The organism is Serratia sp. BNK-12 (assembly GCF_047456085.1).
Lineage (GTDB): Bacteria > Pseudomonadota > Gammaproteobacteria > Enterobacterales > Enterobacteriaceae > Serratia > Serratia liquefaciens.
The window spans coordinates 1,558,291-1,577,926 of record NZ_CP179896.1 but is presented as its reverse complement, the minus strand read 5'-3'; the positions used below and the strand labels follow the sequence as shown (position 1 = coordinate 1,577,926).

Below are 19,636 nucleotides of genomic sequence, written 5' to 3'. Positions count from 1 at the left end.
ACAACCCTTACAGGTGAATTAATCCGCTATCGTTCTATCGCACATCAAGTTAATGCCACACATTTTACGCCCCTTCAGGCATTTTTCAACATCCAATCAATCTCGGTTTCAGTCACCAGACGCTCAAATTGCATCAGTTCATCCATCTTGCAAGCGTGGTAAACGTGGGCAAAACGTTCGCCCAGATACTGCGTCAAGGCTTGCTGATGCTCAAACTCGTACAGCGCGTCGCTTTGGCGAATGGGGAACGGCACCCCTTCTTGTTCAAGACCATTACCGGTTACCGGCTCAGGCAATGGCAATTCATTGTCCAGCCCGTAAAGTATGCCTGACAGGATAGCCGCCACCACCAGATAAGGGTTGGCATCTGCCCCCGCTACGCGGTATTCCACGCGATGATTCTCCGGCTCGCCGCAGGGAATGCGCAGCGCCACGGTGCGATTGTTGTGCCCCCAGGACGCCTGAGTGGGTACATACATGCCCGGCTGGAAGCGGCGAAAGGCATTCACATTGGGAGCCAGTAGCGCCATCGAGGCCGGCATCAGGGTGATCATCCCCGCCAGCGCACGGTGCAACAGCGCCGAGTCTTCGCCATCGGGTTGCACGAACAGATTATTGCCGTTGCCGTCCAGCATGCTGATATGCACATGCATGCCGCTACCGGCGTATTCCTCATAGGGCTTGGCCATAAAGGTGGCGTGCAGGTGATGATTTTCCGCCACCAGCCGTACCAGGCGTTTCAACGACAGCGCGTGATCGCAGGCCAGCAGCACGTTATCGGTATGCTGCAGATTTACCTCAAACTGGCCGGGTGACGCTTCCGCCACCGCACCGTCCGCCGGTAAGCCCTGCATCTGCGCCAAGGTGTCGATGTCGTTGAGTACTTCGGCAAAATGATTCAGATTGTCCAGCGAATAAACCTGGCTCTGCATATTGCGCTCCTGGGTGCCGGGCGCACAGGGCGGTTGCAAATACCCCTCAGAGTCTCGCTGTCGATCAATGAGATAGAACTCCAACTCTACCGCTACCACCGGGAACATGCCGCGCTGGCGCAATGCCTGCCAAACTCGATTCAGGACATTACGGGGTTCAACGTCAAAGGGAGTACCATCTTCATCCAGCATGGTCAGCAACACCTGACCGATATTGTCCGGATCCGCCGCTGACGGCGTCAGCGTTCCTGCCACCGGCATACACACGTGGTCCGGTTCGCCCAGTTCCTGACCCAGGCCCGCCTCTTCCACCACGTTGCCCAAAATATCCATAGCGAATACCGAGGCGGGGAAGTAGCAGCCTTTTTCCAATTTTTTCAGTCCGGAGACGGGAATACGTTTACCGCGGAAGGAACCATTCAGGTCAGTGAGAAGGATGTCGATATACTGCGTTGAGGGATGGCGTTCCAAATAGTGAGCAACTTCACGTTGGAACGCGCTACTTCGCCTTTCTTCATTATGCTGTGCAAAATTTTCAACTGCTGCGATATTGGTTTGCATACATCACCCGCCATTATGCTTTGAGAACGCTGCTGCGTCCGCCTGCCGATAGGTTCAACACATGGTCTGATTTCTCTGTAGACTGCGCCACAGCGGGCGCTCAAAATAACATCCATAATATGAAACATAGCCTTAACACAAATAGTTTGCAAATGTTACAATCCTGTTTGATTATTCGCCACCGGCTGCTAAATTGATAAAATATTGACCGAAAAGGCGTTAACACTCTTTTTACGTGCAGAATTTCGTCCGCCAGAACGGGGGTGGTCATGGGCAATATATTTTCCAATTCCGACACAACTACCGATATCATGCTGTGCCGATATCACTCAGGCAGGCACCTGATACCCATATTCATTTCTGCCTGTCGTCCCTACCAGAAGGAAGTACCGCTATGAGCGAAGTCAGCTTGGCGCCGGGTAAGCGCCTGTCACAGATCCGTCTGCAATTGGGTTTGTCGCAGCGCCGGGTCGCCGAACTGTCCGGGTTAACCCACAGCGCAATCAGCACCATCGAACAGGACAAAGTCAGTCCGGCTATCAGTACGCTGCAAAAGCTGCTGAAAGTTTATGGGCTGTCGCTGTCTGCCTTCTTTGCCGAACCTGAAGCCGCCAATGAGCCCAAAGTGGTCATAGAAGCCGAGGATCTGATTGAGATAGGCAGCCAGGGGGTGTCGATGAAGCTGGTGCATAACGGCAACCCAACGCGCAATCTGGCGATGATGCTGGAAACCTATCAGCCCGGCACCACCACCGGCGAAAAAATAAAGCACCAGGGCGAGGAGATCGGCACCCTGCTGGAAGGCGAGATCATGCTGACGATCAACGGCCAGACCCATTGCCTGACCGCCGGCCAAAGCTATGCCATCAACACCGGCATTCCACACAGCTTCAGCAATACCTCGGCGCGCGTCTGCCGCATCGTCAGCGCACATACCCCGACTACCTTCTGACCTTGTTCGGCGGAGGCCCCATGACGGAACACGTTGCCAGTTATTATGCCGCCACCGCCAACACGTTCGCGCCCTACCCGGCGCTGAACGAGGATATCCGCTGCGACGTCTGCATTATTGGCGGCGGCTTCACTGGCCTGTCGTCGGCGTTGCATCTGGTCGAGGCCGGTTATGACGTGGTGGTATTGGAGGCTGCGCGCATCGGCTGGGGTGCCAGCGGCCGCAACGGCGGGCAGGTAGTCAACTCTTACAGCCGCGATATCGACGTCATTGAAGCGCGTTATGGCGCTGACACCGCCGCCATGCTCGGCAGCATGATGTTCGAAGGCGCAGAGATTATCCGCAAGCGCATCGATCAATACGCCATCGCCTGTGACTACCGGCCCGGCGGTATCTTCGCCGCTTTGAACTCTAAACAAAGCCACGCGCTGCAGCAGCAACAGGCCCGCTGGCGGCGCTATGGCAATGACCAATTGGAATGGCTGGATCGGCAGGCTATCCGCCGCGAGATCGCGAGCGATCGTTACGTTAGCGGGCTGCTGGACCGCAACGGCGGCCATTTGCACCCGCTCAATCTGGCGCTGGGCGAAGCCGACGCGGTGCGCCGTCACGGTGGGCGGCTGTTCGAACAGTCAGCCGCCACGCGCATTGATTACGCGGAACCGGCAAAGGTGCATACCGCCCAAGGCTCGGTCAGCGCCAACTTTGTGATCGTTGCCGGCAACGCCTACCTTGGCGATCGGCTTGAACCGCGGCTCAGCCGGTTGAGCATGCCCTGCGGCTCGCAAATTCTCGCCACCGAACCGTTATCCAAAGATATGGCGCTGTCGCTGCTGCCCAATAATTTCTGCGTCGAAGACTGCAATTACCTGCTGGACTACTTTCGTCTGACCGCCGACAACCGGCTGCTGTATGGCGGCGGCGTGGTATATGGCGCTCGCGATCCCGCCGATATCGATCCGCTGATCCTGCCCAAAATGCTGAAAACCTTCCCGCAGCTGAAACAGGTGCGCATTGATTACCGCTGGAGTGGCAACTTTCTGCTGACGCTCTCGCGCATGCCGCAATTCGGTCGCCTGGAAAACAATGTCTATTATATGCAGGGCGACAGCGGCCACGGCGTCACCTGCACTCATTTGGCCGGCAAGCTGATCGCCGAAGTGCTGCGCGGTGATGCCGAACGTTTTGACGCCTTCGCTCGCTTGCCACACCTGCCCTTCTTTGGGGGCCGCCAGCTGCGTGTGCCTTTCACCGCCCTGGGAGCGGCCTATTATGCGTTGCGCGACCGCCTGGGGTTCTAGCGTCATCCGCCAGGAATTTTTTCATCTCAGTTATGCCTTTTAGTTTGTTGCGAAATACGCAATCTGTGTTACAAAAGACTTACTTTAGCCATCTAAACACCTAAACGTCTTTAATTACACTATGCCAACCCCTACGCCCTCACGCCTCGAGATGCGCAATATCTCGATCGCCTTTGCCGGCTTCAATGCCCTGCAAAACGTCGATTTCACCCTGCAAGGAGGCTCAACACACGCATTGGTCGGGGCCAACGGGGCAGGAAAATCCACCTTGATGGCGATCCTTTCCGGCGCGCACGACCATTATCGCGGCGAGATTTTTATCGACGGGCAGCAAGTGGATATTCATTCCCCGCTGCAGGCCCGGCAATATGGCATCCACGTGGTGCAGCAGGAAGTGGATGTGGCGTTGATCCCCACGCTATCCGTGGCGGAAAACATCATGCTCGATTGGCTGAACGAACCGGGCCATCTGCTTAACTGGGCGCAACTGTACCGCCAGGCGGCGCAGCTACTGACTCAGCTGGATTTGACTATTAACCTGCGCCAGCGTTTGTCGGAGTGCACCCTGGCGGAAAAACAGCAGGTGCTGCTGGCACGCGCGCTCTCCCACCGCTGTCGTTTTCTGGTGCTCGATGAACCCACCGCCCCGCTCGATCGCGCCGAAAGCGAACGCCTGTTTCGCGTGGTGCGCCGCCTGCAGTCCGAAGGTATCGGCGTGGTGTTTATTTCCCACCGTATCCACGAATTGAGTGAAATTTGCGACCGCCTGACGGTGCTGCGCGATGGCCGTCACGTCAGTGAGGATGCCATGCAGGGCCTGACCGGCGAGCAGATCGTCGAGAAAATGCTCGGTCACCGGCTGGACGATATTTTCCCGCCCCCACGCCCACCGCACGGTTCTCGCCCGCTGCTACGGGTGGAAGGCCTGCACGATCGCCATAAGCTGCGCGACGTCAGCCTGCAACTGCATCAGGGGGAAATTCTTGGTATCGCCGGGCTGGCCGGTGCGGGAAAAACCGAACTGTGCAAGGCGTTATTTGGCGCCTCACCGGCGCGAATTGAACGGGGTGAACTGCTGGGAAAACCCTGGGCCCCCCGCGCTCCACATCTTAGCGTCGAGCAAGGGCTGGCGCTGGTGCCGGAAGAGCGGCGTAAAGAAGGCATTTTTATCGACGAAGCTATTCCGATGAACCTGAGCGTCAGCGCCGACGACAGCTTTTCCCGCTGGAGCCTGTTCAGCCGCCGCCAGGAACTGCGTTGGGCGCGCGACATCATGCAGCGCCTGAATATTCGCGCCTCCGGACCGCAGCAGAAGCTGGCGCGGCTTTCCGGTGGCAACCAGCAAAAGGTAGCGATTGGCAAATGGCTGCGCGGCGACGCTAGCGTACTGATTTTCGACGAACCAACCAAAGGTGTGGACATCAAGGCCAAACAAGAGCTGTTCACCCTGATCGACGGCCTGGCACGCAACGGCAAAGGCATTATTTATGCTTCCGGCGAGTTCTCGGAGCTGGTCGGCCTGTGCGATCGCATCTGCGTGTTGTGGGATGGCCGGGTCGTCGCGGAACTGAGTGCCGCCGACATTGATGAAGAAACCCTATTACTGTATTCCACCGGAGGAACCCCAGCGTGAGTAAAGAATTGTCCCTGCAAACTGCGCAACCCTGGCGCCATCAGCTGTTTGAGTTTCTCTACAAATGGGGGATGTTACTCACCGTTGTCGCGCTGATTGCCCTGTTTGGGATAGCGTCGGACAACTTCCTCGATCCGAACAACATCATCAATATTCTGCGTTCGATTGCCATCGTCACAGTCATCGCCATCGGAGTATCGATATCGCTGTCGGTCGGCGGTTTCGATCTTTCCGTTGGCTCCACCGCTTCACTGGCCAACGCCCTGGTGGTTTCGCTGTTCGTCTGGTACGGCTTCGGCACCACCGGTGCGATTGTGCTGACGTTGCTGATTTGTACCCTGGTCGGCCTGTTCAATGCATTCCTGATCGTGGTGTTGAAAATCCCCGATATGCTGGCGACGCTGGCCAGCCTGTTTGTGATCCAGGGCGTGGCGATGACCTACAGCTACGGCGGATCAATCACCCAGAATATGCTGCTGCCGAACGGCGATATGGCCGAAGGCCTGATCCCGGAGGTCTTTTCCTCACTGGGCCAGGTGCCGGTGATCGTGTTGATCATGCTGGCAGTCACGGTAGTGGTGCAGCTTTTCCTGTCGCTGACCAAACATGGCCGCCGCATGTATGCCATTGGCGGTAATCCGGAAGCCGCGCGCCTGTCGGGTATTCGCACAGTACGTTACAGGGTTGCCGCCTATGTTATCTCTGCCCTTCTGGCCTCGCTTGGCGGCATATTGCTGGCGTCACGTATCGGCTCTTCGCAGGTGAACGCCGGTGGCGGTTATCTGATGGATGCGGTCGCTGCCGCTTACATTGGTTTCTCGCTGGCCGGCTCCGGCAAGCCCAACGCGCTCGGCACGCTGGTGGGCGCGGTGATCCTCGGCGTGTTGCAAAACGGCCTGGTGATGCTCTCCGTTCCCTACTATGCCATGGACATTATCAAAGGTTTGGTGTTGGCCCTGGCGCTGGCAATCACCTACATCCAGAAACGCTGACTCCCTCTCTCGGCGCAGATTCTGCTGCGCCCTTTTTCCCTTGTATTCATGCGGTTAATGATTCCCCTCGCCTAAACACATACAAATGATACGAATTATCATTTGCGTTTACATTTTGTCGAAAATCCTTACAATAGCCTGACGAAACGGCGAACCCCGCAATGACGGGGCAAGTTTCTAATTATTATTCAACACGTTAAAACGACACTTTGTCGATTTACATCAGACCAGGAAAGGTTTGCCTCATGGAAAAGCCACGTTATAACAAATTAACCGCATTGATCATTGCTACATTGACCAGCGCCGGCGCCGTCGCTGCGCAACCAGACGCTCAGGACACCATGGTGGTAACCGCTTCCGGTTTCCAGCAGAAAATCCAGGACTCCCCGGCGTCCATTTCGGTCATCCCACGTCAGCAAATTGAAGACAAAGCCTACCGCGATATTACCGATGCGTTGAAAGACGTGCCGGGCGTCGTTGTTACCGGCGGTGGCAGCAGCAGCGATATCAGCATCCGCGGCATGTCCTCCAAATACACCTTGATCCTGGTCGACGGCAAACGCGTAGACACCCGCGGCACCCGCCCGAACAGCGACAACGCAGGCATTGAGCAAGGCTGGCTGCCGCCGCTGGAAGCGATTGAACGCATCGAAGTGGTACGCGGCCCGATGTCTTCGCTGTACGGCTCCGACGCCATGGGCGGCGTAATCAACGTCATCACCCGTAAAACCTCCACTACTCAGGCATGGAAAGGTTCACTGCACGGTGACGCCACCTTCCAGGAAAACAGCAATTCCGGCGATATTTTCCAGACCAACGCCTACGCTTCCGGCCCGCTGATTGAAGGCCTGCTGGGCCTGCGGGTCAACGGCCTGCTGTCGCGCCGCGCCGAGGACCAAATCCTCAACGGCTTCAATGAACAGCGCATGCGCAGCGGCACCGCGGTATTTAGCCTGACGCCAAACGAACAGAACGACTTCGATTTCGAAATCGGCCGCTCTTTGCAGGATCGAAACAGTACGCCGGGCAAATCCATGGCGACCGAAAACTGCCGCAACAAAAAGTGTACGCCGAACAGTGCCAGCGACAGCCTGTACACCCGTACCAACTACGCGGTAACCCACAACGGTTATTACGACTTCGGCAACACCACCAGTTACATTCAGCGCGAAGAGACCAACAACCCCGGCCGCGATATGAAGATGTATAACACCATCTTCAATACGCAAACCCAGTTTGATCTCGGCAGCCATATGCTGAACCTGGGCGGCCAGTACCGTTACGAAAAATTGAGTGATGGCGGTAATCAGTTAGCCGCAGCCGATAAGCTGAACCAGCTGACGCGCTGGAGCTGGGCGCTGTTTGCCGAAGACGAATGGGCGATGACCAACGACTTCAGCCTGACCAGCGGTATCCGTATGGATCAGGACCAGAACTACGGCAACCACTGGACGCCGCGCATGTATGGCGTCTGGCACCTGACCGAGCAATTTACGTTGAAAGGCGGCGTCTCCGCGGGCTATCGCTCACCGGATCTGCGCCAATCCTCCGCCGGCTGGGGGCAAATCACCGGCGGTGGCCGTACTTCAATCATTATCGGTAACCCGGATCTGAAGCCAGAGAAGAGCCTGAGCGAAGAGATCGGCGTGATGTGGGATAACCTGCAAGGTCTGAACGCCAGCGTTACCCTGTTTAACACCGACTTCAAAGACAAAATCACCGAAGTGCGTCGCTGTGACAGCGGCGACGGCGACGCGCAGTGCATGATCGGCAATACGCCGTATTACTTTATCAGCGACCGTACTAACGTCGATAAAGCCAATATGCGCGGCGTAGAAGCCACTTTCGGTTGGGAAATCACCAAAGATTGGCAGTTGACCACCAACTATACCTACACCACCTCCGAACAGAAGAGCGGGGATTTCCAGGGCAAACCGCTGAACCAAATGCCGAAGCATATGGTTAACAGCGTCCTGGACTGGCAGGCCACGCATGACGTCAGCCTGTGGTCGCGCGTTAACTTCCGCAGCAAGACTTCGGACTACATGAGCCGCTCTTCGATGGCCAAGAGCACGCCGTCTTATACCTTTGTTGACGCCGGCCTGAGCTACCAGGCGAATAAAAATCTGATGGTGACCGGCGGGGTTTACAACATCCTCGACAAGACCGTCGATTACGATAACTACAATACCGTGCTGGATGGCCGCCGTTACACCGTCGGCATGACCTACAACTTCTGATGCCACTTTGGGCGCGCGCTGCGCGCCCTTTTTATTTCTCTCACCCAAGGAAGCCACAATGACATTACGCCGCTCCCCTATGGTTCTCGCCCTGCTGGCCTGTATCGCGCTGGCCGGCTGTAACGGCAAGGTTCGCACACCGGCCGCGGATGCCCCTGCGACCGTCAGTTTTCAACATCTGAACGGCACCACCGAAGTGAAAAAGCACCCACAGCGCGTAGTGGTGCTGGACTATGCTTCGCTGGAAACATTGCAGTTGCTGGGCGTAGAGCCGCTGGCACTGCCGGGCAACCGCACCATGCTACCGGACAGCCTGAAACAGTACCAAAATGCCAAATACCTCAATGCCGGGACCCTGTTTGAGCCGGATATGGCCACGCTGCGCGCTGCCAAACCGGATCTGATCCTGATCGCCGGTCGTTCCTCCAAAGCCTATGACGAACTCAGCGGCATTGCGCCGACGTTAAATATGGCAATCGATCCGCAGGATCAACTGGGCAGCCTGAAACAACGCACCCTGCAACTGGGTGAGCTATTCGATAAACAGCCGCAGGCTCAGGCTGCAGTAGACAAACTGGACGCCGAGATTGCGGCGACCAAACCGCAGGTGGCCAAAGCCGGGCGTGGCCTGGTGGTGCTGTTCTCCGGCGGGAAAATCAGCGCCTACGCGCCCAAGAGCCGCTTCAGCTTTACCTATGACGCCCTCGGGTTCCAGTCTGCGCTGCAGAGCGACAACGCCGATGTCCGCGGCAATAAACTCACCCCGGAACAAGTGGCTCAGTTGAACCCGGACTGGCTGTTCATTATCGATCGCGATGCAGCCACCGGTCGTCCGAACGCGGTAGCTCCGCAGAAGATCCTCACTACCACGGCGTTGAAAAATACCGTAGCGGTCAAGAAAGGTCAGGTGGTTTATCTGCCGGCGGCTGAGGTCTATCTTTCCGGCGGCATCATCACCAGCCAGCATATCGTCGAACGCGTCGCCGAGGCGCTGAACAAGAAGTAATAAAAAACCCGGCGCTGTGAAGTGCCGGGTTTTTTGCTATCCACCAGGGATCAAATCGACGGTTGGTTCACCAACCCGTCAATCAGCACCTGCGGCGTTCCCTGCGAGCAAAGCTCAATGCGCCCACGAACGCCATACACCCGTGCCAGACTCTGCGGCGTGATCACCTCTTCCGGCGCACCGTCGGCAATCAATTCGCCATCCTGCAGCATCAGCACATGATCGCCATGACGCAGCGCTATATTGATGTCATGCACCACCACCACCGTGATGATATTGCGTTTGCGCGTCTCTTTGCGTACCAAATCCATCACGTGGAACTGATAGTTAAGATCGAGCGCGCTCAGCGGTTCATCCAGCAGCAGCAACGAAGGCTGACGGATCAGCGACTGCGCCAACCCCACCAACTGTTTCTGTCCGCCGGAAAGCTGATCGAGATAGCTCAGCGCCAGGTGGGCAATGCCAAGCTGCTCCAGCAGCGCCATTACCTCGGCCTCGCTGCCAGCATTGCTGCGGCCGCCCGAAGCGCGTTGCGCCACGATGATCGATTCCAGCACGTGCAGATGCACACCGGCTGGCAATGACTGTGGCAAATACACCACCTTCTCCGCACGGCGGGCGAATGGCATCTGCATCAAATCGATGTCGTCCAGCCACAGTTTCCCCTGTGCAGGGTTTAAACCCGCTAGCGAGCGCAGCAGCGTTGACTTACCGCTGCCGTTCGGCCCCAGCAGCACGGTGATTTGCCCGCGCGGCAGCATCGGGACCGCCAGGTTGCTGATAACCTGACGCTTGGGGTAACCAGCGGAGAAGCCTTCAATACGCAATCCCTGATTCATACATTCCCCCGATGACGCAGAATAATGCTCAGGAAGAATGGCACGCCCACCAGCGAGGTAACGATGCCCACCGGAATGATAATGCCCGGGATCAGGTTTTTCGACGCCACGGAGGCCATCGACAGTACCAGCGCGCCAATCAACGCACTGGCCGGCAGATAGAAACGGTGATCTTCACCGAAGATCATTCGGGCGATGTGTGGCGCCACCAGCCCGATAAAACCGATAGGCCCAACAAAGGCCACCGCCAGCGCGGAAAGAATGCTGATGCGCAACAGGGTCGTCAGGCGCAGACGGCGCACGTCGATACCGAAGCTCACTGCCCGATCTTCCCCCAAACGCAGCGCGGTCAACTTCCACGAGCTCATCATCGACAATGGCAGCAGCACGACGAATACGCCGAGCAAAATGCCCAGTTTGTCCCACGAAGCCCGCGCCAGGCTGCCCATAGTCCAGAACACCAGCCCCTGCAGCGTGTCTTCGCTGGCAATAAACTGCATCATGGAAACCAGGGCGTTAAAGGTGAACACCAGCGCGATGCCAAACAGCACCACGCCAGAGGTGGCAACCCGTGTCCAACGCGTAATGCCGTCCAACATCAATGCGGCGAACAGGGCGAAAATAAACGCGTTAGCGGAAATAAACCATTGATCGGGGATGCCCGGAACGCCAATCCCCAACACGATAGCCAGCGCCGCACCGAAAGCCGCGGCAGAAGAGACGCCGAGGGTAAAGGGGCTGGCCAGTGGGTTATTGAGGATGGTCTGCATTTCTGCACCGGCCAGGCCAAGCGCAAAGCCCACCACCACCGCCATCAAGGCGTAAGGCAGGCGGATATCCCAGACGATAACCCGCGTGCCGGCGTCGGCCGCCGCAGGATCAATCAGGGTTTGCCACAGGGAAGACAAAGAGAGCCCGGATGGGCCCATGGTAAAATCCAGCAGCAGCGAACCCATAATCGCCAGTGCCAACACCCCCATCATCAATAAACGGTGGCGGAGAATATGGTGATAACGCCCCATGGCGTTGACGTCGGGTTTACCCTTGGCGTCAGGCATAGGATCGGTGGATACGCTCATTATTTCGGATACCTGTTACGACAATGACCACAGCGGCGCGGAAACGGCCGCCTGAACGGAATAAGCAGCCGCTAACAATAAAGCAAACGATAATACTTATCAATCATATCAATAGCTATTACCTGCCATATAAAGATGTAACACTTTATTTTATAACGTTATTAACCAAACTCTTGCCATACCCTCGCCGCAGTGCCCAGGGTTAACAATTCCGAAAATATCGCCCCACTCTGCACAGCTGTGACAAATTGCAATAAAACCACATAGAATCCAAATCCTGACTGGTCACTGGCGCCCGCGCCGGGCCGGATATTTAGGGCCGATTTTCGGGACCCTTATCAAAGAGGCTGCAATGAGAAGTCGAACACCTGCGTTAACGCCTAAAAAACCCGCACTGTTGCACTGGCTGGTGCAAAGCCCACGGCTGGCTGATGACGCCAAATTACAACGCCAGATGCGGCTTACCTTGGTGCCTTCTTCCGCCACGCCATGGTTGAATGCCGCCGGGGTGGCGCTGCTGCTGCTGGGCTATATCTGGCTGGGCCACAAGGCGATCGGCGTGGGTCTGTTGCTGCTGCTGTTGTTGCTGACCGGCGGACGTTGGTGGCTGGCGCGAGCCAATCCGCTCCGTTGGCCCAACGCGATGCTGGTGACGGTACTGCTGTGGTGCGCACTGGTGGGCGCTGTCGCCCTGATGGCCATGCTTTCTGGCCGCATGGTGCTCATCTTGTTTGCCGGCTTGCTGATTACCGGACTGGCCTTCTGGCTGATGCAACGCCATGCCGCAGCACCGCGTTTTGCCCTGCTGGAAATCATGGTGCTGACGCTGCCCTATTTGCTGGCCGCGCCGCTGTCACGCGTGCAAAACCTGTTTTTACTGGCGGATATCATCCCGCTGTGGCTAGTGTTGGCCCATGGGTTAACCACGTCTTATCATCGTCAGCTCGCTGAGCGCGTCACCCTGAGCGCGGAAAAACAGCAAGCCGCCCATCAGGATCATTTGACCGGTTTCCTCAACCGTGCAGGGGGTGAAGCCGTGATGCAGGATATTTGTCGTCCTTCGGCAACGGTGCATCCGCTTTCCCATCTGTTTATTTTCGACTTTACCCCGCTGGCGGCGTTGTATCAGAGCCACGGCGTGCAGATCGGCGATGACGTGCTGCGCACCATCGGCGAACGCCTGAAAATGTTGGTGCGCCCCAGTGATTTTGTCTGCCGCTATACCGGCGGCCAGTTTCTGATCCTGGTTCACGATCTGCCTTACGGTTCCGAAGGTGAATTTTTGGCACGCTTCATTCCGGCGCTGGAAGCCCCCTACGCTTTTGGCGCATTCGGTGAGGTATCGCTGCAGCTCAATACCGGCGTATTGGCGTTAACCCAGGATTATCAATCGGTTGACAGTTTGATGGCCGCGGCGCAGCGGGCGCTGACGGTAAAAGGGAAGGAGTAGCTAGTCAGGGGATAAGGATAACGCGGCGGGCTCCCGCCGCGTTTCATACAAGACGTTAATTCACGTCCATTTTCGGGAATTCCATTTCGCTGTACTTCACGACACGGGTGCCGCGCGTCAGCTTGTAACCGAACCAAATGATCAGGAACAGCGGAATGCCGATGTAGGTCGCGGTCACGCCGTACCAGTCGATTCGATCTTGCAGGAATGCCTGATAGTTCTGACCCAACGTGATGATCAGGCACAGCACAAAGGCAAAGATCGGGCCCAGCGGGAAGAAGCCGGAACGGTAAGGTAAGTCGTTCAGGTCATGCCCCTGGATCATATAGCCACGACGGAAGCGGTAATGGCTGATGGCAATCCCCAACCAGGCAATAAAGCCGGTCATACCCGAGGTGTTCAGCAGCCACAGGTAAACCGACTGGTTGCCGAACATCGAACTCAGGAAGCACAGGCCCGCAACCACGGTCGTCGCATACAATGCATTACGTGGCACCCCGCCCTTCGACAGTTTGGCGAAGATACGCGGCGCTTTGCCTTCCGACGCCAGAGTAAACAGCATACGGGTTGAGGCGTACATCCCGGAGTTACCGGCAGACAATACCGCCGTCAGGATCACCGCGTTCATCACCGCCGCCGCCGACAGCAAACCGGCATGCTGGAACACCAGGGTGAACGGGCTGACGCTGATATCTTTCACATCATTGCGCAGCAGGCTCGGATCGGTATAAGGAATAATCAGGCTGATAATCAGGATCGCGAAGATATAGAACAGCAGGATACGCCAGAACACCTGACGCACCGCGCGCGGGATATTTTTGCCCGGATTTTCAGATTCGCCGGCCGCGATGCCGATAAGCTCGGTACCCTGGAATGAGAAGCCGACAATCATCGCCACGCCTATCATCGCCGAGAACCCTCCGGCAAACGGCGCGTCGCCGATGGTCCAGTTCTGCCACCCCGCGTGCTCGCCCCCTTTGAGGATGCCGAAAATCATCAGCACGCCAATGGCGATAAAGATGATGACAGTGGTCACTTTGATCAGTGAGAACCAGTATTCTGCTTCGCCGAAACCCTTAACCGAAATGTAGTTCAACAGGAACATCAGGCACAGGAACAGCGCGCTCCAGATCCAACCCGGAGTATCCGGGAACCAATAGGTCATGACCAACTGCGACGCTACCAGGTCAACGGCGATGGTCACCGCCCAGTTGTACCAGTAGTTCCAACCCAGCGCGAAGCCGAAGCCTTCTTCCACATATTTGGCGCCGTAGGTGGAGAAAGAACCGGATACCGGCATAAAGGCCGCCAGTTCACCCAGGCTGGTCATCAAGAAGTACACCATCAGCCCGATCAACGCATAAGACAGCAATGCCCCGCCTGGGCCTGCCTGCGAAACGGTCGCCCCAGAGGCGACAAACAGACCGGTGCCGATAGAACCACCAATAGCAATCATGGTTAAGTGCCGCGCTTTCAGCTCGCGCCGCAATCCGGGTGCTGGTTGCCCCGATGTTTTTATATCCTGCTGAGCCATTCTTACCCTATCTGCTGGTCAAAAAAAATAAGGGCGGATTGTAACAAATACCCGCCGGCGAACTAGTAACATTGCACTGATATAAGATAGCTTCATAATTCAGGGCTAATTATTAGCAACGGCCCATTAGGCCTTACTTACTGTCATTAATGTGACAGGGTGCAGATTTTTATGCTTCGTTTCTGCTTACGGAGGCATTTTCAGGACGCAAGCGTGCAGTAGCTGAGAAAACGCTGCAGGGCATTGGAGATGTGCTTTTGCCGGTGATGGATCAGATAAAGCGTTCGCATCAAGGGCGGCAACGGCAGCTGCAGTTCCACCAGCGCACCGCTGGCCAACTGTTCGCCTATCACCCGCCGCGACAGGCAACTGATGCCAATGCCGTGGCGCACCGCATGTTTGATCGCTTCCGAGTTCCCCAGCTCCATCACCAGCTGAAAGTGCGGCAGATGCGCCAGTAACAGATGATCCAACACTTCACGCGTGCCCGAGCCCCGTTCGCGCAGGATCCACGGCGCATTCGCCAACATCGCCAAGGTTAAAGGCTGGCCCGCCAGCGGATTGTCCGGTGCAGCGAACACCACCAGCTCATCCTCCAGCCACGGCTGAGTGACCAGCTCCGGCATATGGCAAGGGCCTTCGATCAGGCCTAAATCGACCCGAAAATCTGCGACCGCGACAATCACGTCCTGACTGTTTCCCACATTGAGCTCCAGCGGCGTGGCGGGAAAATCTTGCCGATAACGGGCTATCATCTCCGGCAACATATAGTTGCCGATGGTACTGCTGGCCGCGATGCGCAGCGCGCCACCGTCATGACGGAACAGTTGCTCAATCTCTCCGGCCTGCTCCAGCAACGCCAGCGCCTTCGGGTACAGCAGCCGCCCATGCTCATTGATGACCAGACGTTTACCGACACGATCGAACAACTGCACGCCCAGTTGCCCTTCCAAATCAGCCAGCGCCGCACTGACTGCCGATTGCGATAACGCCAGCACAACCGAGGCCTGCGTGGTCGAACCGCTTTTCAGCACTTCGGTAAAAACTTCCAATTGACGTAAGGTGATATGCATAAACTTCTCGATATACAAAAAAGCGGCCTGTCAGTAAAGCCACTGAAACTAATGCTAAATCTGCGCCACTGGCCGGCAGTAACGCACAGGGTGAATAACACTAAGGTTATCACGTTTGCAGAAATCGACATGGGGGTCACTCATGCTTCAGGCCGCAGACTAACCACTTATTCAGATAGGTTATAAATATATAATCAATTTCTCTTTTATGTCGCCAGCACGTAGTCTTTGGCTCAAGGATTTGATGACAAGGGCTGACTTATGGCGACCAATACCACACACGATTTTCCAACGCGGCAATTTCCGCTATTCGGTCTACCTCGGCTGGTGCCGGGGCTGCTGCTAACCGGTGCCATCACTGCGCTGGCGGTCTGGGTAGGTGATATTCCCTGGGTAGCCGGGCTGGGACTGGGCGCGCTGACGCTGGCGATTTTGCTCGGTATTTTAGTCGGCAATACGCTGTATCCCTGGCTACAACCGAGCTGCCATGGCGGTGTTCAGCTCGCCAAACAGCGTTTATTGCGTCTGGGTATTATCCTTTACGGTTTTCGCCTGACGTTTCAGCAAATTGCTGACGTAGGCACCACCGGCATCATTATTGATGCATTGACCCTGAGCACCACTTTCCTGCTCGCCTGCTGGCTGGGTAAAAAAGTGTTCGGTATCGACAGCCAGACCGCGATGCTGATCGGCGCCGGCAGCAGCATTTGCGGCGCGGCGGCCGTGATGGCGACCGAGCCGGTGTTGAAAGCCGACTCCAACAAGGTGGCGGTGGCGGTAAGTACCGTGGTGGTCTTCGGTACGCTGGCGATCTTCGCTTATCCGTGGCTGTATCAGTTGAACGAGCATTTCCAGTGGCTACCGTTTAATCAGGAAAGTTTCGGCATCTTTACCGGTTCAACCATTCATGAAGTGGCGCAGGTGGTCGCTGCCGGGCACGCTATCGGGCCGGATGCTGAAAACGCCGCGGTCATCGCCAAAATGATTCGCGTCATGATGCTGGCCCCTTTCCTGCTGCTGCTCTCAGGCTACATCAGCCGCAGCCGTAGCGCAGGAAGCACCGGTAGCCAGGCGGAAAAATCCGCGATAACCATTCCGTGGTTTGCGGTGCTGTTTATCGTCGTTGCCGGGTTGAACTCATTCGACCTGATCCCTGCGGCACTGGTAAAACACCTGATTACCGCCGATACCTGGATGTTGGCGATGGCCATGGCGGCGCTGGGGTTGACCACCCACATCAGCGCGGTGCGCCAGGCCGGGGTTAAGCCAATCCTGCTCGCCACGCTGCTGTTCGTTTGGCTGATTGTTGGCGGCGGCGCCATTAACCTTCTGGTGCAGTATTTTATCTGATTTGCTTCCCTTCAGGCCCGCAACCGCGGGCCTGCGCTTTTCCTGCCATTCAATCCTTCCGCTATCAATGCCATAATGACGCCGATTACACAGGAGAATGAAAATGAAGTTTGTCGGTGCACATGTCAGCGCGTCAGGCGGCGTGGATCAGGCGGTTATCCGCGCGCACGAATTGGAGGCGACCGCATTCGCCCTGTTCACTAAAAATCAGCGTCAATGGAAGGCCGCCCCGCTGCCTGCCGACGTGATCGATAAGTTTAAAAGCGCCTGTGCGCAGTACGGCTACGGCCCAGGGCAGATCCTGCCGCACGACAGCTATCTGATTAACCTTGGCCACCCGGTGACCGAGGCGTTGGAAAAATCCCGCGAAGCCTTTCTTGATGAAATGCAGCGCTGCGAACAACTGGGGCTGACCCTGCTGAACTTCCACCCCGGCAGCCACCTGTTGCAAATAGAGGAAGACAAATGCCTGGCACGCATCGCTGAATCCATCAACATGGTGCTGGACAAGACCGAGGGTGTGACGGCGGTTATCGAAAACACCGCCGGTCAGGGCAGCAATCTGGGCTTCAAATTTGAACATTTGGCGGCGATTATCGATGGCGTGGAAGACAAGAGCCGCGTCGGCGTTTGCATCGATACCTGTCACGCCTTTGCCGCCGGTTACGATTTGCGTACCGAAGAAACCTGCGAGCAGACGTTTAAAGAGCTCGGCGACATCGTGGGGTTCAAGTACCTGCGCGGCATGCACCTGAATGACGCCAAGAGCGAGTTTGGCAGCCGCGTCGACCGTCACCACAGTCTGGGTGAAGGCAATATCGGTAAAACAGTATTCAGCTATATCATGCGTGACGATCGTTTCAACAATATCCCGCTGATCCTGGAAACCGTAAACCCGGATATCTGGGCGGAAGAGATCGCCTGGCTGAAGGCGCAGCAGTAATTGCCAGATAAAAAAACCGGAGCCTGAGCTCCGGTTTTTTATTGCCTGCGCCAGCGTTAAGCTACCGTAGCCGCAGGGACTTCAGCGCGTTTCAGCAGTGCGTAAGACACCCCCGCCAGCAGCGTACCGGCAACGATCGCCACCAGATACAACAGCACCGGTGTGATAGCGCCAGGGATCAGCAGAACGAACAACCCACCGTGCGGTGCCATCAGCTTGGCGCCGAATGCCATCGACAGTGCGCCGGTCAATGCGCCACCCGCGATGCAGCATGGCAACACGCGCATCGGATCACGGGCGGCAAACGGAATTGCACCTTCGGAGATAAAGCACAGGCCCAACACCAGCGCCGCTTTACCGCCTTCCTGCTCGGACTTCTCGAACTTGCGACGCGCCAGTAATGTTGCCAGACCCATCGCCAGCGGTGGCACCATACCGGCCGCCATAATGGCCGCCATAGGGGCATATACCGACGAGCTCAGCAGCGCCACACCAAAAGCGTAGGCCGCCTTGTTAACCGGCCCCCCCATATCGGTACACATCATGGCACCGAGGATCGCCCCCAGCAGCACCGCATTGGCGGTACCGAGTGATTGCAGCCAGTGAGTCAGGCCTTCCATAATTTTCGCTACCGGCGTACCGACGATAAAAATCATGATCAAGCCGACAATCAGGCTGGCGACCAAGGGAATGATCAGGATCGGCTTCAGCGCTTCCATACTCTGCGGCAGACGCAGTTTGGTGCTGATAAATTTGGCCACATAGCCCGCCAGGAAACCGGCAATGATACCGCCGAGGAAGCCGGCGCCGGTGCTGACGGCCAGCATGCCGCCAATCAACCCCGGCGTCAGGCCCGGACGGTCAGCGATCGAGAAGGCAATAAAACCGGCCAATACCGGCACCATCAGCGCAAAGGCTGAGCCGCCGCCGATCTGCATCAACGCCGCTGCCAGCGTGCCCTTGACTTCGAATGCCTTGATACCGAACACGAACGACAGTGCGATACACAAACCACCCGCCACCACCATCGGCAGCATGTAAGACACGCCGGTCAACAGGTGACGATACGGGCCGGCGCTCTCTTTCTTCTTACCGGCAGTGGCCGGCGCACCGCTTTTTTGCGGTTGGAAAATCTCGGCTTCGGCCTGCGCCTTGTCCAGTTCCTGCGCCGTTTTTTTCAGCGCCAGGCCGGTAGAGGTACGGTACATCGGCTTGCCGGCAAACTTATCCAGATCCACTTCAATGTCCGCCGCCACGATCACCAGGTCGGCCGCCGCCACTTCTTCTGGCGTAATGGCATTGCCGGCGCCGACGGAGCCGCGGGTTTCAACTTTCACCCACCAGCCACGCTTTTTGGCTTCGCTTTCAATGGCTTCGGCCGCCATAAAGGTATGGGCCACGCCGGTCGGGCAAGCGGTGATCGCCACGATACGTTTTTGACCGGCGGCTTTAGCCGGTTCGACGGCTGCCGCGGCCGGTGCCTGATAGGCTTTCGCTTCGGCCATCGCCTGCGCCAGGAAGGCTTCCGGCTCACGCACCGCATGCGCCACGTCACCCACATAAACCCGTTTGCCGTTCAGCGCGGCGTCAGCAGGTACAGTTTGCCCTGCCACCACCACCAGTTCAGCGTCGGCGGCTGCCTCAACCAACGTCAGGCCGGTTTTCACCGCAGCAGCGCCAAGCATGCGTTTCGCCAGGTGACTACGTGCCTGCCCCAGCGAATTGTCTATCATCAGCAGTGTTTTCATTCT

At 56.9% G+C, this 19,636-nt stretch carries 15 protein-coding genes; 9 read left to right on the top strand and 6 right to left on the bottom strand.

The features are described 5' to 3' along the window. Nucleotides 1-74: 74 nt before the first annotated feature. Nucleotides 75-1,493 carry a glutamine synthetase family protein gene (locus tag ACMGG1_RS07090; RefSeq protein WP_414161254.1) on the bottom strand — a complete coding sequence of 473 codons (1,419 nt, stop codon included), beginning with the start codon at nt 1,491-1,493 and terminating at the stop codon, nt 75-77. A 394-nt stretch (nt 1,494-1,887) separates the two neighbouring features. Between ACMGG1_RS07090 and puuR the strand changes: the two genes are divergently transcribed. The 6 genes from puuR to ACMGG1_RS07060 all read left to right on the top strand — a co-directional run bounded on the left by puuR (nt 1,888) and on the right by ACMGG1_RS07060 (nt 9,617). Beyond that, complete coding sequence (gene puuR / locus ACMGG1_RS07085; RefSeq protein WP_012145933.1) at nt 1,888-2,445, top strand: HTH-type transcriptional regulator PuuR; 558 nt, start codon at nt 1,888-1,890, stop codon at nt 2,443-2,445. Nucleotides 2,446-2,465: 20 nt separating this feature from the next. Further along, on the top strand, nt 2,466-3,746 hold the full coding sequence (locus tag ACMGG1_RS07080) for an NAD(P)/FAD-dependent oxidoreductase (RefSeq protein WP_201896208.1): 1,281 nt from the start codon (nt 2,466-2,468) through the stop codon (nt 3,744-3,746). A 121-nt stretch (nt 3,747-3,867) separates the two neighbouring features. After that, entirely contained in the window at nt 3,868-5,379 is a 1,512-nt protein-coding gene (locus tag ACMGG1_RS07075; RefSeq protein WP_414161253.1) for a sugar ABC transporter ATP-binding protein, read from the top strand. Continuing rightward, nucleotides 5,376-6,371 carry an ABC transporter permease gene (locus tag ACMGG1_RS07070; protein WP_020827750.1) on the top strand — a complete coding sequence of 332 codons (996 nt, stop codon included), beginning with the start codon at nt 5,376-5,378 and terminating at the stop codon, nt 6,369-6,371. Before ACMGG1_RS07075 ends, ACMGG1_RS07070 begins: the two co-directional genes overlap by 4 nt. Before the next feature lie 245 nt (nt 6,372-6,616). Further along, nucleotides 6,617-8,611, top strand: a complete 1,995-nt coding sequence (locus ACMGG1_RS07065; protein WP_020827751.1) for a ligand-gated channel protein — start codon at nt 6,617-6,619, stop codon at nt 8,609-8,611. Between the two features lie 58 nt (nt 8,612-8,669). After that, complete coding sequence (locus ACMGG1_RS07060; RefSeq protein ID WP_128864582.1) at nt 8,670-9,617, top strand: siderophore ABC transporter substrate-binding protein; 948 nt, start codon at nt 8,670-8,672, stop codon at nt 9,615-9,617. Nucleotides 9,618-9,667: 50 nt separating this feature from the next. Here the strand turns inward: ACMGG1_RS07060 and ACMGG1_RS07055 are convergent, their stop codons facing one another. Next, nucleotides 9,668-10,456 carry an ABC transporter ATP-binding protein gene (locus tag ACMGG1_RS07055; RefSeq protein ID WP_414161252.1) on the bottom strand — a complete coding sequence of 263 codons (789 nt, stop codon included), beginning with the start codon at nt 10,454-10,456 and terminating at the stop codon, nt 9,668-9,670. Beyond that, nucleotides 10,453-11,535, bottom strand: coding sequence for a FecCD family ABC transporter permease (locus ACMGG1_RS07050; protein WP_020827754.1), 1,083 nt, complete (start codon nt 11,533-11,535; stop codon nt 10,453-10,455). The genes ACMGG1_RS07055 and ACMGG1_RS07050 overlap by 4 nt, the downstream gene beginning before the upstream one ends. A 352-nt stretch (nt 11,536-11,887) precedes the next feature. Between ACMGG1_RS07050 and ACMGG1_RS07045 the strand changes: the two genes are divergently transcribed. Next, on the top strand, nt 11,888-12,985 hold the full coding sequence (locus ACMGG1_RS07045; RefSeq protein WP_414161251.1) for a GGDEF domain-containing protein: 1,098 nt from the start codon (nt 11,888-11,890) through the stop codon (nt 12,983-12,985). Nucleotides 12,986-13,040: 55 nt separating this feature from the next. Here ACMGG1_RS07045 and ACMGG1_RS07040 read toward each other — a convergent pair whose 3' ends face one another. Together ACMGG1_RS07040 and yieE are read right to left on the bottom strand one after the other, a co-directional pair. Then, on the bottom strand, nt 13,041-14,519 hold the full coding sequence (locus tag ACMGG1_RS07040) for an amino acid permease (protein WP_041414759.1): 1,479 nt from the start codon (nt 14,517-14,519) through the stop codon (nt 13,041-13,043). A gap of 200 nt (nt 14,520-14,719) precedes the next feature. Then, nucleotides 14,720-15,592, bottom strand: coding sequence for a DNA-binding transcriptional regulator YeiE (yieE, locus tag ACMGG1_RS07035; RefSeq protein WP_041415520.1), 873 nt, complete (start codon nt 15,590-15,592; stop codon nt 14,720-14,722). A gap of 261 nt (nt 15,593-15,853) precedes the next feature. Here yieE and ACMGG1_RS07030 point away from each other — a divergent pair, with 261 nt between their 5' ends. Beyond that, the gene (locus ACMGG1_RS07030) at nt 15,854-16,942 is read left to right on the top strand and encodes a YeiH family protein (protein WP_217331648.1); all 1,089 of its coding nucleotides are present in this window, start codon (nt 15,854-15,856) and stop codon (nt 16,940-16,942) included. A gap of 103 nt (nt 16,943-17,045) precedes the next feature. Beyond that, nucleotides 17,046-17,885 carry a deoxyribonuclease IV gene (gene nfo / locus ACMGG1_RS07025; protein WP_020827759.1) on the top strand — a complete coding sequence of 280 codons (840 nt, stop codon included), beginning with the start codon at nt 17,046-17,048 and terminating at the stop codon, nt 17,883-17,885. Between the two features lie 56 nt (nt 17,886-17,941). Here nfo and fruA read toward each other — a convergent pair whose 3' ends face one another. Further along, on the bottom strand, nt 17,942-19,633 hold the full coding sequence (fruA, locus tag ACMGG1_RS07020; protein ID WP_414161250.1) for a PTS fructose transporter subunit IIBC: 1,692 nt from the start codon (nt 19,631-19,633) through the stop codon (nt 17,942-17,944). Nucleotides 19,634-19,636 lie beyond the last annotated feature (3 nt).

Coding starts and splice junctions, on each gene's coding strand:
- ACMGG1_RS07060 (WP_128864582.1), top strand. CDS start 8,670: ATGACATTACGCCGCTCCCCTATGGTTCTCGCCCTGCTGGCCTGTATC.
- ACMGG1_RS07030 (WP_217331648.1), top strand. CDS start 15,854: ATGGCGACCAATACCACACACGATTTTCCAACGCGGCAATTTCCGCTA.
- ACMGG1_RS07040 (WP_041414759.1), bottom strand. CDS start 14,519: ATGGCTCAGCAGGATATAAAAACATCGGGGCAACCAGCACCCGGATTG.
- ACMGG1_RS07050 (WP_020827754.1), bottom strand. CDS start 11,535: ATGAGCGTATCCACCGATCCTATGCCTGACGCCAAGGGTAAACCCGAC.
- ACMGG1_RS07075 (WP_414161253.1), top strand. CDS start 3,868: ATGCCAACCCCTACGCCCTCACGCCTCGAGATGCGCAATATCTCGATC.
- ACMGG1_RS07065 (WP_020827751.1), top strand. CDS start 6,617: ATGGAAAAGCCACGTTATAACAAATTAACCGCATTGATCATTGCTACA.
- puuR (WP_012145933.1), top strand. CDS start 1,888: ATGAGCGAAGTCAGCTTGGCGCCGGGTAAGCGCCTGTCACAGATCCGT.
- yieE (WP_041415520.1), bottom strand. CDS start 15,592: ATGCATATCACCTTACGTCAATTGGAAGTTTTTACCGAAGTGCTGAAA.
- fruA (WP_414161250.1), bottom strand. CDS start 19,633: ATGAAAACACTGCTGATGATAGACAATTCGCTGGGGCAGGCACGTAGT.
- ACMGG1_RS07090 (WP_414161254.1), bottom strand. CDS start 1,493: ATGCAAACCAATATCGCAGCAGTTGAAAATTTTGCACAGCATAATGAA.
- ACMGG1_RS07045 (WP_414161251.1), top strand. CDS start 11,888: ATGAGAAGTCGAACACCTGCGTTAACGCCTAAAAAACCCGCACTGTTG.
- ACMGG1_RS07080 (WP_201896208.1), top strand. CDS start 2,466: ATGACGGAACACGTTGCCAGTTATTATGCCGCCACCGCCAACACGTTC.
- nfo (WP_020827759.1), top strand. CDS start 17,046: ATGAAGTTTGTCGGTGCACATGTCAGCGCGTCAGGCGGCGTGGATCAG.
- ACMGG1_RS07055 (WP_414161252.1), bottom strand. CDS start 10,456: ATGAATCAGGGATTGCGTATTGAAGGCTTCTCCGCTGGTTACCCCAAG.